Annotated in this window: 15 protein-coding genes; 8 read left to right on the forward strand and 7 right to left on the reverse strand. The window is 73.0% G+C overall.

Features of this window, described 5'->3' with window-relative positions; all coding sequences use genetic code 11:
* Positions 1-58 precede the first annotated feature (58 nt).
* On the forward strand, positions 59-706 hold the full coding sequence (locus tag AB0H32_RS06465; protein ID WP_361115160.1) for a TetR family transcriptional regulator: 648 nt from the start codon (positions 59-61) through the stop codon (positions 704-706).
* A 151-nt stretch (positions 707-857) separates the two neighbouring features.
* Here AB0H32_RS06465 and AB0H32_RS06470 read toward each other — a convergent pair whose 3' ends face one another.
* Positions 858-1,310 (reverse strand): Lrp/AsnC family transcriptional regulator, encoded by a 453-nt coding sequence (locus tag AB0H32_RS06470; protein ID WP_361115163.1) that lies wholly within the window; start codon positions 1,308-1,310, stop codon positions 858-860.
* Positions 1,311-1,392: 82 nt separating this feature from the next.
* On the opposite strand from AB0H32_RS06470, the gene AB0H32_RS06475 reads away from it, so the two are divergent.
* Positions 1,393-2,013, forward strand: a complete 621-nt coding sequence (locus AB0H32_RS06475; protein ID WP_361115166.1) for a LysE family translocator — start codon at positions 1,393-1,395, stop codon at positions 2,011-2,013.
* A gap of 214 nt (positions 2,014-2,227) precedes the next feature.
* Here AB0H32_RS06475 and AB0H32_RS06480 read toward each other — a convergent pair whose 3' ends face one another.
* Both AB0H32_RS06480 and AB0H32_RS06485 read right to left on the reverse strand, forming a co-directional pair.
* Positions 2,228-2,704 (reverse strand): nitroreductase family deazaflavin-dependent oxidoreductase, encoded by a 477-nt coding sequence (locus tag AB0H32_RS06480; protein WP_361115169.1) that lies wholly within the window; start codon positions 2,702-2,704, stop codon positions 2,228-2,230.
* The gene (locus tag AB0H32_RS06485) at positions 2,704-3,888 is read right to left on the reverse strand and encodes an acyl-CoA dehydrogenase family protein (RefSeq protein ID WP_361115172.1); all 1,185 of its coding nucleotides are present in this window, start codon (positions 3,886-3,888) and stop codon (positions 2,704-2,706) included. The genes AB0H32_RS06480 and AB0H32_RS06485 overlap by 1 nt, the downstream gene beginning before the upstream one ends.
* Before the next feature lie 118 nt (positions 3,889-4,006).
* Between AB0H32_RS06485 and AB0H32_RS06490 the strand changes: the two genes are divergently transcribed.
* Entirely contained in the window at positions 4,007-5,176 is a 1,170-nt protein-coding gene (locus tag AB0H32_RS06490; RefSeq protein ID WP_361115175.1) for an acetyl-CoA acetyltransferase, read from the forward strand.
* Between the two features lie 10 nt (positions 5,177-5,186).
* Here AB0H32_RS06490 and AB0H32_RS06495 read toward each other — a convergent pair whose 3' ends face one another.
* Positions 5,187-6,179, reverse strand: coding sequence for a CorA family divalent cation transporter (locus tag AB0H32_RS06495; RefSeq protein WP_361115177.1), 993 nt, complete (start codon positions 6,177-6,179; stop codon positions 5,187-5,189).
* 177 nt (positions 6,180-6,356) lie between these two features.
* Between AB0H32_RS06495 and AB0H32_RS06500 the strand changes: the two genes are divergently transcribed.
* Positions 6,357-7,025 (forward strand): pyridoxal 5'-phosphate synthase, encoded by a 669-nt coding sequence (locus AB0H32_RS06500; protein ID WP_361115180.1) that lies wholly within the window; start codon positions 6,357-6,359, stop codon positions 7,023-7,025.
* 134 nt (positions 7,026-7,159) lie between these two features.
* On the opposite strand, the gene AB0H32_RS06505 is transcribed toward AB0H32_RS06500, so the two are convergent.
* From AB0H32_RS06505 to AB0H32_RS06515, 3 genes are all read right to left on the reverse strand, one after another.
* Positions 7,160-8,023, reverse strand: coding sequence for a GNAT family N-acetyltransferase (locus tag AB0H32_RS06505; RefSeq protein ID WP_361115183.1), 864 nt, complete (start codon positions 8,021-8,023; stop codon positions 7,160-7,162).
* Between the two features lie 16 nt (positions 8,024-8,039).
* Entirely contained in the window at positions 8,040-8,435 is a 396-nt protein-coding gene (locus AB0H32_RS06510; protein ID WP_361115186.1) for a Zn-ribbon domain-containing OB-fold protein, read from the reverse strand.
* Between the two features lie 67 nt (positions 8,436-8,502).
* Complete coding sequence (locus AB0H32_RS06515) at positions 8,503-8,952, reverse strand: DoxX family membrane protein (RefSeq protein WP_361115189.1); 450 nt, start codon at positions 8,950-8,952, stop codon at positions 8,503-8,505.
* A gap of 285 nt (positions 8,953-9,237) precedes the next feature.
* On the opposite strand from AB0H32_RS06515, the gene AB0H32_RS06520 reads away from it, so the two are divergent.
* From AB0H32_RS06520 to AB0H32_RS06535, 4 genes are all read left to right on the forward strand, one after another.
* Complete coding sequence (locus AB0H32_RS06520) at positions 9,238-10,416, forward strand: NAD(P)/FAD-dependent oxidoreductase (RefSeq protein WP_361115192.1); 1,179 nt, start codon at positions 9,238-9,240, stop codon at positions 10,414-10,416.
* 154 nt (positions 10,417-10,570) lie between these two features.
* On the forward strand, positions 10,571-12,817 hold the full coding sequence (locus tag AB0H32_RS06525; RefSeq protein ID WP_361115195.1) for an acetate--CoA ligase family protein: 2,247 nt from the start codon (positions 10,571-10,573) through the stop codon (positions 12,815-12,817).
* Positions 12,814-13,758, forward strand: coding sequence for an enoyl-CoA hydratase-related protein (locus AB0H32_RS06530; protein ID WP_361115198.1), 945 nt, complete (start codon positions 12,814-12,816; stop codon positions 13,756-13,758). The genes AB0H32_RS06525 and AB0H32_RS06530 overlap by 4 nt, the downstream gene beginning before the upstream one ends.
* 41 nt (positions 13,759-13,799) lie before the next feature.
* On the forward strand, positions 13,800-14,408 hold the full coding sequence (locus tag AB0H32_RS06535) for a flavin reductase family protein (protein WP_361115200.1): 609 nt from the start codon (positions 13,800-13,802) through the stop codon (positions 14,406-14,408).
* Positions 14,409-14,711 lie beyond the last annotated feature (303 nt).

Genomic DNA, 14,711 nt, shown 5'->3' on the forward strand with positions numbered 1-14,711 from the left:
GCACCCCATTTGCAGTCGGCCGAATCGCGCTCCGATCACCCCTCGGTAAGCTGACGGCATGACAGGACAAGTGCGTACCGTCGACGGCCGCGTGGCCGGCCGGCGTGGGCAGGCGACCCGGCAGAAGCTGCTCGACTGCCTCAGCGAGATGCTCAGCTCCTCCCCGTACCGGGACGTCAAGGTCATCGATGTCGCCCGGAAGGCGGGCACTTCGCCCGCGACCTTCTACCAGTACTTCCCGGACGTCGAGGGCGCCGTGCTGGAGATCGCCGAGCAAATGGCCGCCGAGGGCGCCGGGTTGACCGCCCTGCTCGAAGGGCGCTCCTGGGCCGGCAAGGCGGGTTGGCAGACCGCACAGGAACTCGTGGACGGATTCCTGGAGTTCTGGCGGAAGAACGACGCGATCCTGCGGGTGGTGGATCTCGGCGCCGCCGAGGGGGACAAACGGTTCTACAAGATCCGAATGAAGATCCTGAACTCGGTGAACAACTCCCTGGCCGACTCCATCGCGGAGCTGCAGGCCAAGGGCAGGGTCGACAAGGACGTGAACCCGGCCGCGATCGCCGGCTCGATGGTCGCGATGCTCGCCGCGGTGGCCGCGCACCAGAAGGGCTTCCAGAGCTGGGGCGTCAAGCAGGCCGAACTCAAGCCGAACCTGGCACTGTTGGTGCACCTGGGCGTGACCGGCAAGAAGCCGACGAAGTAGCGGCCCCTTTTTCCAGGTTCCCGACTCCCGGGTCGCCCCGGGTTCCCGACTCCCGGGTCCCGTTTCCCGGGTCCCGAGGTCCGGGGTTCCACGGTTCCAAGTCCTGTCTGGCAGGCGGTGGTTCACACGCGGTGAGCCACCGCCTGTGCCGCTATGCGGGCAGCGGCCGGTCCCGCACCACGTGCTTCATCACCAGCGTCGAGGTCAGGCGCTGCACGCCCGGCAGGGTCGCCAGGCGCTCGTCGTACAGCCGCTGGAAGGCGGCGAGGTCGGCCGTGGCCACCCGCAGCAGGTAGTCGGGCTCGCCGAACAGCCGCTGGGCGTCGAGCACGTGCTCCAGCTCGCTGACCGCCCGCTCGAACTCGGCGACCGTGTCCCGGTCCTCCTGTCGCATGGAGACGAAGACCAGCGCCTCGAAGTTCAGCCCGAGCGCGGTCGGGTCGACCACCGCGCGGTAGCCCTCGATGGCGCCGGACCGCTCCAGCTCACGCAGCCGCCGGTGGCAGGGCGAGACGCTCAGGCGCACCCGGGCGGCCAGCTCGGTCACGGTCAGCCGCCCGTCCTGCTGCAGCTCGGCAAGGATTTTCCGATCCACGTCGTCCATGAAGAAGATATTTGCTCAGAACATGTGATCATGGGCAAACTTCAGGAACACTTTCGGGCCATTCACGCCTAATGTCCCCAGCATGGACTCGGGACTGCTCTTCTCCTTCCTCGCCGTCGACCTGCTGCTGGTGTGCGTGCCGGGCGCCGACTGGGCGTACGTCATCGCGACCGCCCTGCGCGGCAGCTCGGTGCCGCGCGCGGTGACGGGCCTGGTCTCGGGGTACGCCCTGCACACGGTGCTGGCGACGGCGGGCCTTGCGGTGCTGGTCGCGGGCTCGCCCCGGCTGCTGACCGCACTGACGGTGGCGGGCGCCGGCTACCTGCTGTGGCTGGGCTGGAGCGTGCTGCGCCGCCCGGCCGTCCCGGGGGCCGCCGACGAGGATCCCGGCGCCGACCGCCGGCTCTTCCTGCGGGGTGCCACGATCAGCGGCCTGAACCCCAAGGGCCTGCTGCTCTACCTGTCCGTCCTTCCCCAGTTCCTCACCCTCACGGGCGCCCATCTGCCCGTACCCGCGCAGACGGCGGCGATGGGCCTGCTCCACATGGCGTGCTGCGCGGCCGTCTACCTGACCGTGGGCGCACTCGCCCGCGCCCTGCTGGCGGCCCGCCCGGCAGCGGCCCGCGCGGTCACCCGCACCTCGGGCGCAGCCATGCTCGGAATCGGCGCGTTTCTGCTGGTGGAGCGGCTGGCGACGCTTTAGCTCCGCCGGGGACCGAGGGCGCCTGGGCCCGTAAGTCGTCCGCGGCACCTCTGTGGCTGGGCGCGCCCGCGCGGTGGAGCCGCATATCGGTACAGCCCCGCGCCCCTGCGGAGCTGCAGTGCCGTCGGCCGGGACCCGCAGGCCCTCGCGGACGGGAGCAGGGCTGCACCCCCTCATGGCCGGTGAACCCCCGGTCCCCGTCCCCGCGCGCGGGCTACCGCGGCGTGAGCCGGAAGAGGCGGATCTCCCGCGTCACCCGCCCCTGGTACGTGGCATACGGCGGCCAGAACGCCAGGAGGGCCTTCCACGCGGCGGTGCGCTCCTCCCCCTCCAGGAGCCGGGCCGTGACGGGGATGTCCCGGCCCTTCCAGCTGATCGAGGCGTCCGGACGGGCGAGCAGGTTGTGGGTCCAGGCGGGATGGTCGGTGCGGCCGAAGTTGGAGCCGACCAGGAGCCAGCCGTGCCCGTCCGCCTCCGGCATGCAGGCCAGCGGGGTCCGCCGCGCCAGCCCGCTCCTCGCCCCCGTCGAGGTGAGGATCACGCCCGGCAGCAGCTGCGCGCTGAGCAGCACCTTTCCCCGGGTCAGCCGGTGCACGGCCCGGTCCAGGGCCGGGACCACGTGCGGGGCGACCTTCGCGAAGGCCCGGGTCGCGGACACCTTCTGCACGAACCGCACGCCGGGTCCGGCCATCAGACCGCCACCTCCCCGCGCGCGAACAGCCCGGCGGCCTCGGCGGCCCGGTCCCGCAGCCGGTGCACCGGCCCGAACAGCAGCTCGTCGCCGGCCGCCCGCTTGAAGTACAGGTGGGCCTCGTGCTCCCAGGTGAACCCGATCCCGCCGTGCAGCTGGATCGCCTCCCCGGCCGCACACCGCAGCGCCTCCAGTGCCTGCGCGAGCGCGAGCCGGCCCACCCCCTCCCCGTTCGCGGTCGCCCAGGCGGCGTAGTAGGCGGCCGAGCGAGCGGCCTGCACCGCCACATACACGTCCGCGAGCCGGTGCTTCACCGCCTGGAACGAGCCGATGGCCCGCCCGAACTGTTCCCGCTGTCCGACGTACTCGACGGTCCGCTCCAGCGCCCGGTCGGCGGCCCCCACGGCCTCGGCGGCGAGCACGGCGGCGGCGGTGTCCCCGAGTGCGGCGAGCACGGGAAGCACGTCCGCGTCGGCGGCGCCCAGCAACTCGGCGGGCACGTCCCGCAGTTGGACGCGCCCCTGCGGGCGGGTCGCGTCGAGCGCGGTCTGCCGGGCCCGTACGACCCCCTCGGCGTCCCCCGCGACCAGGAAGAGCAGCGTCCTGGACCGCGCGAACCCGCCGGTGTGTGCGGCGACCACGAGCAGCCCGGCGCTGTGGCCGTCCAGCACCTGGTCGACCTGGCCGTACAGCCGCCACCCGTCGGCGCCGTGCCGGGCCTGCACGCCCCCCGCCCGGCCCCCGCCGGCCCACTCACCGCCGTTGCCGCCGGTCAGGGCGAGGGCGGTGGTGAGGGCGGGGCCGGGGACGGCGAGGGTGGCGGTGCGGGTGCCGGCGGCGAGGCGGGGCAGCAGCTCGGCGCGCTGCGCCTCGGTGCCGAGGGCGAGGATCAGCGGGGCGGCGAGGACGGTGGTGGCCAGCAGCGGGGAGGGGGCGAGGGTGCGTCCCGCCTCCTCGCAGGCGAGGGCGAGTTCGGTGACCGAGCAGCCGACCCCGCCGTAGGCCTCGGGGACCGCCAGCCCCGGCAGGCCGAGCCGGCCGGCGAGGGCGGACCACAGGGCGGGGTCGTACCCGGCCGGGCTGTCCACGGCGGCCCGCAGTCCCTCGGCGCCACAGCGTTTGTGCAGCAGCTCGCGCAGGGTGCGGCGGATCTCGTCCTGCTCGGCGGTGAGGCGCGTGTCCATGGCTGATCCGATCCCTCCGAACCTGATCTGACGATCCGTCATGTTAGGCCGGGCGGAGAGGGAAGCACAGGGGCACGACACTGCCGCGCGGCGCCATATCTGATGTACCGTCAGATTCATGAAGCCCGGGAACCGGAAAGTCGCCGTGGCCGGGGTGGCCCTCTCCGACTGCGGCCGCGTGGACGAGGCGACCCCCTACGCCCTGCACGCCCAGGCGGCCCGCCGCGCCCTCGCGGACGCGGGTCTGGACCGCGCCGTGGTGGACGGCTTCGCCTCGGCGGGCCTCGGCACGCTGGCCCCCGTGGAGGTGGCCGAGTACCTGGGCCTGCGCCCCACCTGGGTGGACTCCACCTCCGTCGGCGGCTCGACCTGGGAGGTCATGGCGGCGCACGCGGCGGACGCCATAGCGGCGGGCCACGCGGACGCCGTCCTGCTGGTCTACGGCTCGACGGCGCGGGCCGACATCAGGGCGGGCCGCAGGACGGGAAACCTCTCCTTCGGCGCACGCGGCCCCCTCCAGTTCGAGGTCCCCTACGGCCACACCCTGATCGCCAAGTACGCGATGGCCGCCCGCCGCCACATGATCGAACACGGTACGACGATCGAGCAGCTGGCCGAGGTGGCCGTGCAGGCGAGGGCCAACGCGGCCCTGAACCCGGAGGCGATGTTCCGCGAACCGATCACGGTCGACGACGTCCTGTCCGGCCCGGTGATCGCCGACCCCTTCACCAAGCTGCACTGCTGCATCCGCTCGGACGGCGGGGCCGCGGTGCTGCTGGCGGCCGAGGAGTACGTACGGGACTGCCGCAAGCCCCCCGTGTGGATCCTCGGCACCGGCGAGCACCTCTCCCACGCCACGATGTCCGAGTGGCCGGACTTCACGGTCTCCCCGGCCGCGGTGAGCGGCCGGCTCGCCTTCGAGCGGGCCGGGATACGCCCGTCCGAGATCGACTTCGCGGAGATCTACGACGCCTTCACCTACATGACCCTGGTGACCCTGGAGGACCTGGGCTTCTGCCGAAAGGGCGAGGGCGGGGCGTTCGTGGAGAAGGGCCGTCTGCTGGTCCACGGCGGTGAGCTGCCGTTGAACACGGACGGGGGCGGGCTCTCGGCCCAGCACCCCGGGATGCGCGGGCTGTTCCTGCTGGTGGAGGCGGTACGGCAGCTGCGCGGAGAGGCCGGTGAGCGGCAAGTGCGACGGCCGGGCGGGGAGTTGCCGTACCTCGGTGTCGCCTCCGGCACGGGGGGCTGGTTCTGCTCCTCGGGGACGGTGGTGCTGGGCCGGTGACGGGGTCGGCTCAGCGATCGTCCGTGCCCTCCTCGTCGCGCAGTCTGCGCCAGATGCGGGTGCGGTGCAGCACGTAGAGCGCGACGCACACGACGACGACCTGCAGCCCGATGGCGAGCAGCCAGAAGACGGCCTTGCTCTCCAACTCGTCGGTCAGGTAGGTGAAGTTCATGCCGAAGAACCCGGTCAGGAACGACAGCGGCAGGAAGATCACCGACACGATGGCCAGCCGGTTGATCACCGCGTTCTGCTCCCCGGAGACGAGGGTGGAGTAGCTGGCGAAGGCGCGCCGGGAGGCGTCCTGGAGGGACTCGATGTCCGTGTGCACCAGCCTCGCCGTGTGCTGGAACTCGTGGGCGAGCCGCTGGCGCTCCTCCGGGAGGCTGCTGTTCATCATCATCCTTCGGGTGAACATCTCGTCGACCACCTGGAGGTAGGGCAGGAGGGAGTGGTGCAGCAGGGCGGAGTGCCGTCGCAGCTGTGACAGCCGGTAGACCTGGTCGGGGCGTCGTCCCTCGAACATCTCGTCCTCCAGTTCCTCCACCAGCAGCAGGTCCTGCACGGCGGACCGGCGGTAGGTCGCCAGGGCCTCCTGGAGCAGCAGGAAGAGCACGGCCACGGTGTCGGAAGGCCGCTCGCTCCGCAGCTGCGCGGTGATGCTCTCCCGCAGGCCGGCCTGTCCTCGGTGCACCGTGAGGAGATACCGCTCGGTCACCAGGGCATGGACATGAGCGACCTCGCCCCCCTTGACCACGGGTATGACGAAAGTGGCCTGGTCCCCGAGGAACTCGGCCCGCGCGGGTTCGCCCTCCCTGCCGAGCCAGGTCAGCTCCTCCGCCTCCAGGCCGAGCTGGTGCGAGACCGGCGGCGCCTCGACCGGCGGCTCCTCGGACAGCTCGACGTCGACGAGCAGGAAGCCGGCGGTGGCGAGCCGTTCACGGGCCTGGGCCACGCCCGTACGCGTGACGGTCCCCTCCGGCATCGACACCACCGTTACGATCATCGCCCCTCTCCGTCGGTCCCGGCGCCCACCGTCCCAGCGTGCGCACGGCGCGGTGGCCCTGCACCCGGAGGCACTCGCGTGCCTCGCCGCGTGCGCCCGGACGGGTGACGGACCGGCCTCGCCGCCGCGGACCGTGGGGATGGCCGCGGTTCCGGGCGGCGAGGCGATACTCGGCCCATGGCACAAAAGGATCTCCACGAGATGCTGCGTTCGCTGCGGGTCTGGTCGCCCGAGGTGACGCAGCTGCGCCCCTTCGATCCGGACACCGCGCCGCCGACGCCCCTGCTCCTGTTCACGAGCTGGTTCGCGGAGGCGGTGGAGGCGGGGCAGCCGGAGCCGCACACGATGTCGCTCGCGACGACGGACGAGGACGGCCGGCCGGACGTGCGGATCGTGATGCTGCACGGTGCCGACCCGGAGGGCTGGTCGTTCGCCACGCACGCCACGAGCCGCAAGGGCCGGGCGCTGGACGCCCACCCCTATGCGGCCCTGGCCTTCTACTGGCCGGTGCTGGGGCGCCAGGTGCGGGTGCGGGGGCCGGTGACGTCGGCGCCCTGCGAGGAGAGCCAGGCGGACCTGCACGCCCGTTCCACGGGGGCGCTGGCGGCGGCGCTCACCGGACGGCAGAGCGAGCAGCTGTCGTCGGTGGAGGAGCTGAGGCAGGCCTCGGACGCGGCGTGGGAGAGGGCACGAGCGAATCCGGCCGAGCCCTCGCCCACCTGGACGCTGTACCGGTTGCGACCGGAGGTGGTCGAGTTCTTCCAGGGGGACGCCGAGCGACGGCACGTACGGCTGGAGTACCGGCGCACCGGATTCGGCTGGAGCCGGGGTCTGCTCTGGCCGTGACGCCGGCCGCCTGGGTGCCGGGCCCCCGTCGTCGGTCCCCGGACTCCCGACCGTCAGCCCCCGCCCCCACCGTCAGCCCCGGACTCGCGACCGTCAGCCCCGAACCCCGCCCTCGGCCGGGGCCTCCCCCGCCGTCAGTCCCCGAACTTCCACACCGTGAAGTCCGCCACGCCCCGGTACCCGATCCGCTGGTAGAGCCCGTTGCTCGTGGGATTCGCGAGGTCGGTGAAGAGGAGGACCTCGGCCGTCCCGGACTCGAGGGCGGCGCGGCTCACCTCGGCGGTCACCGCGCCCGCGTAGCCGTGGCCGCGCCGGTCCGCCGGGGTGTACACCGGAGCCACCCGCACCTGGCCGGCCGCCTCCGGGGTCACCCCCGCCATGGAGACGGGGGTGCCGTCCGGGGTCTCCCAGAGGGTGACGCCGCCGTGTCCGATGCGGGCGTCGGCCCAGCCGCCCGGGTCCTGGTTCACGGGCTCCCCGACATCGGCCATGAACGAAGCCTTCCAGCGCACCAGCAGATCCCGGTCGGCCGGCCCGGCGACCCGCGCCCGGCCCTCGGGCACCGGCTGCGGGATACTCAACTCCGCCAGCCGGTACAGCCGTTGGTCCTTGTGGATCCGGCCCGTCGTGCCGGTGCGCCGCTGCCAGGCGGCCGCGAAGGCGGCCGCCGCGTCCCGTTCGCCCGAGACTCCGGCGACCGGGTGGCCGAGGTCCGCCAGCCGGGCCGCCAGTGCTTCGGCCTCCCGCGTGCCCAGCGGGGTGAGGTGGACCGGGAAGGGCGGGGTGTGCAGGAGCGTCGCCAGGACCGCACCGCTCTCGTCCTCGAGCGCCCCGAAGAGCGGCGCCTGCCCGCCGAACAGGTCCAGCCCCCGGGTGCGCAGCGCGTCCGTCACCGTCAGCGGCACCGTGTGCAGGGCCGGCCGGGAGCCGAGGAAGTCACCGGCACGGGCGAGGAACTCGTCGAGGTCGTGGGTCAGGTGCCAGGCATCCGGATGCATGCCTGCATGATTCCGGTCAGCCTCCGGGCCTGAACACCGGTTTTCCCTCCCGGAACGTCACCCGCAGCGCCATCCCGGCCGCCAGGTCGTCCGCATCGCACTCCACCAGCTCCGTCATCATCCGCGGTCCCTCGGCCAGGTCCACCACCGCGGCCACGTACGGGGTGCGGTCGCCGAAGGGCGGGAGGTCGTTGCGGTGGACCGTGGACCAGGTGTAGAGGGTCGCGCGACCGCTCGCCTCCTCCCAGGTCACCTCCTCGCTCCAGCAGTGCGGGCAGAACTCGCGGGGGTAGTGGTGGGCCCGGCCGCAGGGCCCGCAACGGCGGACCAGGAGCCGGCCCTCGGCAGCCGCCTCCCAGTAGGGGCGGGTGAAGGCGTCGGGCTCGGGGACGTCGAAGCGTGCGGTGCTCATCGCAACCACCCCGAGGCCTGTGTCGCAGCCGCCGGGCCACCTGCGACCGGCCCGCCCGGTACCGGCATCAGAACCACCCCAGTGCCGCGTCCAGCGACCACGTCTGCCACGCCATGCCGAAGAAGCCGACCAGCGAGATCATCGCCATCATCGAGTTCTGCCCCTGCTCCGCCCAGTCGTGGATCATGAGGACGAAGTAGAGGACGTTCAGGACCAGGCCGCCCAGCAGGGCCACCGGGGTCAGGAACCCCAGGATCAGACCGAGCCCCAGGGCGAGTTCGGCGTACGCCACGATGTACGCCATCAGCTTCGGCCGCGGTTTCACCACCGTCTCGAAGCCCGCCCGCACCGGGGCCCAGCGGTGTTTCGCCGCCACGTCCGCCGCCCAGGCGATGCCCGCCCCGCGCTGGAACCAGGCCTTCTTGTCCTTGTGCCGCCAGCTCTCCAGCCACCACAGGCCGAGGCCTATGCGCAGCACCGCGAGCCACTCCGCGCCGTCCAGCCAGATCGCGTCCATGACATCTGACGGTACGTCAGATCAATCGGAAAGCCGAGGGGTCCGCCGTCGATCGACCGTGCGTCCGGCGCGGGGCTGCGGCTCTCCCGCGGATCCCGTAGGCACAGGAAGGGCCGATGCCCCGCCGACGCCGGCGAGGACCGCGCTGTTCGCGCATCACTTCCGACGATCCGAGGCGGCTACGACACCTGATCTACGCACACCTCCCACAGGCGTGATCAATCCGCAACCAATTCCGGTCTTGACCGAGACCCATCAACCGGGTGGGTGATTACGCTCCCGCTCATGGCCGCCTCCCGTCCCGCTCCCGTACACCTCTCGTCGACCCCCGCCGACCGGCCCGTCTACGTCATCGGCGCCGGACCCGGCGGGCTCGCCGTCGCGTACGCGCTGCGCGCGCGGGGCATACGGGCCGTGGTGCTGGAGAAGGCCGACCGGGTGGGCGCCTCCTGGCGGCGCCACTACGACCGGCTCCGCCTGCACACCACCCGCCGGCTGTCCGCCCTGCCGGGGCTGGCGATACCGCGGAGGTTCGGGCGCTGGGTGTCCCGGGACGACGTGGTGCGCTACCTGGAGAAGTACGCCGAGCACCACGAGCTGGAGATCGTCACCGGCGTGGAGGTCTTCCGCATCGAGCGGTCCGCGGACGGCGAGGGCTGGCTGCTGCACGCCTCCGGCGGGCGGGAGCTGACCGGCAGCGCGGTGGTCGTCGCCACCGGCCACAACCACACCCCGAGGGTGCCCGGGTGGCCGGGCCTGGACGGCTACGGCGGAGAGTTCCTGCACGCCGGCACGTACCGCAACGCCGAGCCGTACGCGGGCCGGGACGTGCTCGTCGTCGGCGTCGGCAACACCGGCGCCGAGATCGCCGTCGACCTGGTGGAGGGCGGGGCCGCGCGGGTGCGGCTGGCCGTGCGGACCGCCCCGCACATCGTGCGCCGCTCGTCCTTCGGCTGGGCCGCCCAGTACACGGGCGTGCTGGTACGGCGGCTGCCGGTGCGGCTCGTCGACCGGCTCGCGCGGCCCGTGGCGAAGCTGAGCACGCCGGACCTTTCCGCGCACGGCCTGCCGCGCCCGGACACCGGGCTGTACAGCAGGGTGCGGGAGGGCGCCATCCCCGTCCAGGACGTCGGCCTGATCGACGCCGTACGGAAGGGGAAGGTGGAGATCGTGGCCGCCGTCGAGGGATTCGAGGACGGGAAGGTGATCCTCGCCGACGGGAGCCGTCTCTCGCCGGACGCCGTGATCGCGGCGACGGGCTACACGCGGTCACTGGAAGGGCTGGTCGGGCATCTCGACGTGCTCGACGGACGCGGGAGACCCGTGACGCACGGATCCCGTACCCCGCAGAACGCGCCCGGCCTGTACTTCACCGGGTTCACCAATCCCATCAGCGGGATGTTCCGGGAGCTGGCGATCGACGCGGAAAAGATCGCCAAGGCGGCCGCCAAGCGGTTCACGTAGCCGAACGGCGGCCAGGGCGCCGTAACTTTGCCGTTCCGACCCGTTCCTGACGCTGTGTCAGTTCAGTAATCTGACACTGCGTCAGTTGAATGCTGTCCCCACAGTGAGTCCCACAGCGCCGTACCGGCGCTGTCACACAGGAGCGGGCGGAACGATGCTTGGATCAACCCACGGCACCCTCACCACCGACTCCCGCCGGGCCCGGGTCATCGCCTGCGGCGAGCAGCGGCCCGGCCCCGCCGTCCACGGCCGGGCCGACTCCATGGACGGCGGGGACGGCGGGGCCGACCTCGACGTCAGCGGGCGGCCGCTGTATGCGGACGTACCGGATCTGGCACGGTTCTTCCGGCCCGAGTCCCTCGCCGTGATCGGCGCCTCGGACGCCGAGGGACGGCCGAACACCGGGATCACCCGGCAACTGCTGGCCTGGGCCGAGCGGGTGGGGGCGCGGGTGCATCCCGTGCATCCGGCCCGGTCGTCCGTGTTCGGCATCCCCTGCGCCGCCTCGGTCGCCGACCTGCCCGAACAGGTCGACCTGGCCGTGCTGCTGGTGGCCGACCCGCTGCCGGTGATCGAGGAACTGGCCGAGGCGAAGGTGAAGTTCGCCGTGGCCTTCGCCTCCGGGTTCGCGGAGACGGGCACGGAGGGGGCCGAGGCACAGGAGCGACTGGCCCAGGCCGTACGGCGGTCGGGGCTGCGGCTGCTCGGGCCGAACACCAACCTGAACGCCTTCGAACGGTTCCGGGACGACCTGGACGGCCCCGCGATCGCGCTGATCACCCAGTCCGGACACCAGGGCCGCCCGGTCTTCTCGCTCCAGGAACTGGGCATCCGGCTCTCCCACTGGGCGCCGACCGGCAACGAGGCCGACCTGGAGACGGCCGACTTCATCTCCTACTTCGCCGAGCAGCCCGAGGTCGGCGCCATCGCCGCCTACGTCGAGGGGCTGAAGGACGGCCGCGCCTTCCTGCTGGCCGCCGACCGCGCCGCCCGCCGCAGGGTGCCGGTGGTCGCGGTGAAGGTGGGCCGCACCGAGGAGGGCGCCCGTACCGCCGCCACCCACACCGGCAAGCTCACCGGCGCCGACGACGTGGTGGACGCGGCCATGCGGCAGTACGGCGTCGTCCGCGTCGACGGCCTCGACGAACTCCAGGACACGGCGGCCCTGCTGGCACGGGCACGGGCCCCGCGGGCCGAGGGCGTCGTCGTCTACTCCATCTCGGGCGGCACGGGCGCCCATGTCGCCGACCTCGCCGCCGGGGCAGGACTCCGGCTGCCCGGACTGTCGCCGGACAAGCAGGCCGAGCTGCACCAGTGGATCCCCGAGTACCTGAGCGTGGCCAACCCGGTGGACAACGGCGGCCACCCGGTCGGCGACTGGCGCGGCCGGAAGATCATCGACGCGATCCTCGCCGACCCGGCGGTCGGGGTGCTGATCTGCCCGGTCACCGGCCCCTTCCCACCGCTCAGCGACCGGCTCGTACGCGACCTGGCCGAGGCGGCCGAGGAGACGGACAAGCTGGTGTGCGTGGTGTGGGGATCGCCGGTCGGCACCGAGCCGGCCTACCGGGAGGTCCTGCTCGGCTCCACCCGCGTGGCCACCTTCCGCACGGTCGGCAACTGCCTCACCGCCGTCCGTGCCTGGCTCGACCACCACCGCTTCGTGAGCGACTACCGCTCCCCCTTCGACGAGGCCCCGCGCACCCCCTCCCCCTCCTTCCGCAAGGCCGAGGCCCTGATGCGCCCCGGCCAGCAGCTCAGCGAACACGGGGCCAAGCAGCTGCTGCGCGCCTACGGCATCCGGGTGCCGCGCGAGCAGCTGGTCACCAGCGCGGCCGCGGCCGTACGGGCGGCCGCGCAGGTCGGCTATCCGGTGGTGATGAAGGCGTCCGGCGCGCAGATCGCCCACAAGACCGAGCTGGGCCTGGTGAAGATCGGCCTCACCTCGGCCAGCCAGGTCCGGGACGCCTACCGCGAGCTGACCGACATCGCCCGCTACGAGGGCGTCTCGCTGGACGGTGTGCTGGTGTGCCAGATGGTCGAGCAGGGCGTGGAGATGGTCGTGGGGGTGACCCACGACAAGCTGTTCGGGCCGACCGTCACCGTCGGTCTTGGCGGGGTGCTGGTGGAGGTGCTGCACGACGCCGCCGTGCGCGTTCCGCCGTTCGGCGAGGAGCAGGCCCGGGACATGCTCGCCGAACTGCGCGGGCGGGCCCTGCTGGACGGGGTCCGGGGGCGGCCGCCGGCCGACCTCGACGCCCTCGTGGAGGTCGTCCTGCGCGTCCAGCGCATGGCACTCGAACTGGGCGGCCAGGTCGCCGAGTTGGACATCAACCCGCTGATGGTGCTGCCCCGCGGGCAGGGCGCGGTGGCACTGGACGCGCTGGTGGTGTGCCGGTGAGCGGGGACGCGGTACGCCATGAGGCCCACGGTCAGGTCGCGTACGTCACCCTCGACCGTCCCGAGGCCCTGAACGCCCTCACGCCCGGGGACCGGGACCGCCTGATCGCCCTGCTGGAGGAGGCGTCGGCGGACCCGGACGTCCGGGCCGTCGTCCTCACCGGCACGGGGCGCGGCTTCTGCGCGGGCGCGGACCTGCGCGGGGGTGGGGGCGGCGCGGGTGGCGCGGGCGGTGGGGGTGGCGCGGTTGGTGGGGGCGGCGCGGGTGGCTTGGAGAGCGCGGGTGGTGGGGGCGGCGCGGGTGGTGGAGGCAGCGCGGGTGGCTTGGAGAGCGCGGGTGGTGGGGGCGGCGCGGGTGGTGGGGGCGGCGGGGAGCGCATCCCGGGCGACGTGTCCCGCACGCTCCGCCTCGGCGCCCAGCGGCTCATCTCCGCCGTACTCGACTGCGAGAAGCCGGTGATCGCCGCCGTGAACGGCACGGCGGCCGGGCTCGGCGCGCACCTCGCGTTCGCCTGCGACCTGGTGCTGGCGGCCGAGTCGGCCCGCTTCATCGAGGTGTTCGTGCGGCGCGGCCTGGTACCGGACGCCGGCGGGGCGTACCTGCTCCCCCGGCTGATCGGCCCGCACCGGGCCAAGGAGCTGATGTTCTTCGGGGACGCGCTCCCGGCGCCGGAGGCGGAACGGCTGGGGCTGGTCAACCGGGTCGTACCCGACGCCGAGCTGGAGAAGACCGCCCGCGCGTGGGCGGCCCGCCTGGCCGCCGCCCCCACCCGTTCCCTGGCCCTGACCAAGCAGCTGGTGAACGCCTCCCTCGACGGCGACCGGGCCGCCGCCTTCGCGGCCGAGGCTGCCGCACAGGAGATCAACATGACGACCGAGGACGCCCGGGAGGGCCTGCGGGCGTTCGTGGAGCGCCGGGAGGCGGAGTTCCGGGGGCGCTGAGGCTTCCTATCTGACGTAGTGTCAGTTTCAATGGAGGTGTGATGGGACACGCAGGGGCGGCGGCAGCCGCCGTCCGTTGGTTCAGGTCGGCCGCGGCACCCGGGCCCGTGGAGGCCCTGCCGCGCCCCGAGTTGCGGTGCGTCCACGAGGACGAGCGGGCGCCGGTGGACCAGGCGGAGTTCCGGCGCGTGCTGGGGAACTTCGCGACGGGCGTCACCGTGGTGACGGCGCCGCCCACGGAGGGCTCGCCCTCCCCCGCCGGCTTCGCCTGCCAGTCCTTCTCCTCCCTCTCCCTCGACCCGCCCCTGGTCTGCTTCATGGTCGGCCGTACGTCGACCACCTGGCCGCGCATCGCCAGGGTCGGCGCCTTCTGCGTCAACGTCCTCGCCGCCGACCAGGGCGACTTGTGCCGGGCTTTCGCGGTGAGCGGCGCCGACAAGTTCGCCGGAGTGGCTTACGACGCGGCACCCGTCTCCGGCGCCCCGCGCCTGACCGGCGCCGTGGCCTGGATCGACTGCACCGTCCACACAGTGCACACCGGCGGCGACCACCTGATCGTCGTCGGCCGGGTGAACGCGCTCGGCGCCGACGGCCCGGACGAGCCGCTGCTCTTCCATCGGGGGCGGTTCGGGCGTCCGGCTGCGGACTGAGCGGGCCGCCGTCAACGACTCCTGCCACGGAGAAGGGTGCACCTGCGCCCGCCCCGCGGCGAACTGTGACCGTGAGCGGCTCCCGCTCGCGGCAGTACCACTGAAGCCCGACGCCACGCCCCGATACTCCGGATGCGGTGAGCCGTTCCTGGGCGCTTGGCGTCTTGGGCAGGTCGTGGGCCTGCACAACCCCTACATCTGCGGACGGCCGAAGAAAGACGGTTCCCCTGCGAGTGGAAACCGACGCGGCATGCCTGCCCCTACCACCCAACACCAGAAGCTCCGGTCAGTTGAGGCCCTGGG

It is taken from the genome of Streptomyces sp. NPDC020362 (assembly GCF_040642095.1).
Lineage (GTDB): Bacteria > Actinomycetota > Actinomycetes > Streptomycetales > Streptomycetaceae > Streptomyces.

Excerpts from the sequence above, each read along its gene's own strand:
- AB0H32_RS06485 (WP_361115172.1), bottom strand. The coding sequence starts at position 3,888 with ATGGACACGCGCCTCACCGCCGAGCAGGACGAGATCCGCCGCACCCTG.
- AB0H32_RS06480 (WP_361115169.1), bottom strand. The coding sequence starts at position 2,704 with ATGGCCGGACCCGGCGTGCGGTTCGTGCAGAAGGTGTCCGCGACCCGG.
- AB0H32_RS06470 (WP_361115163.1), bottom strand. The coding sequence starts at position 1,310 with ATGGACGACGTGGATCGGAAAATCCTTGCCGAGCTGCAGCAGGACGGG.
- AB0H32_RS06505 (WP_361115183.1), bottom strand. The coding sequence starts at position 8,023 with ATGCATCCGGATGCCTGGCACCTGACCCACGACCTCGACGAGTTCCTC.
- AB0H32_RS06495 (WP_361115177.1), bottom strand. The coding sequence starts at position 6,179 with ATGATCGTAACGGTGGTGTCGATGCCGGAGGGGACCGTCACGCGTACG.
- AB0H32_RS06535 (WP_361115200.1), top strand. The coding sequence starts at position 13,800 with ATGGGACACGCAGGGGCGGCGGCAGCCGCCGTCCGTTGGTTCAGGTCG.
- AB0H32_RS06520 (WP_361115192.1), top strand. The coding sequence starts at position 9,238 with ATGGCCGCCTCCCGTCCCGCTCCCGTACACCTCTCGTCGACCCCCGCC.
- AB0H32_RS06475 (WP_361115166.1), top strand. The coding sequence starts at position 1,393 with ATGGACTCGGGACTGCTCTTCTCCTTCCTCGCCGTCGACCTGCTGCTG.
- AB0H32_RS06510 (WP_361115186.1), bottom strand. The coding sequence starts at position 8,435 with ATGAGCACCGCACGCTTCGACGTCCCCGAGCCCGACGCCTTCACCCGC.
- AB0H32_RS06515 (WP_361115189.1), bottom strand. The coding sequence starts at position 8,952 with ATGGACGCGATCTGGCTGGACGGCGCGGAGTGGCTCGCGGTGCTGCGC.
- AB0H32_RS06500 (WP_361115180.1), top strand. The coding sequence starts at position 6,357 with ATGGCACAAAAGGATCTCCACGAGATGCTGCGTTCGCTGCGGGTCTGG.
- AB0H32_RS06525 (WP_361115195.1), top strand. The coding sequence starts at position 10,571 with ATGCTTGGATCAACCCACGGCACCCTCACCACCGACTCCCGCCGGGCC.
- AB0H32_RS06490 (WP_361115175.1), top strand. The coding sequence starts at position 4,007 with ATGAAGCCCGGGAACCGGAAAGTCGCCGTGGCCGGGGTGGCCCTCTCC.
- AB0H32_RS06465 (WP_361115160.1), top strand. The coding sequence starts at position 59 with ATGACAGGACAAGTGCGTACCGTCGACGGCCGCGTGGCCGGCCGGCGT.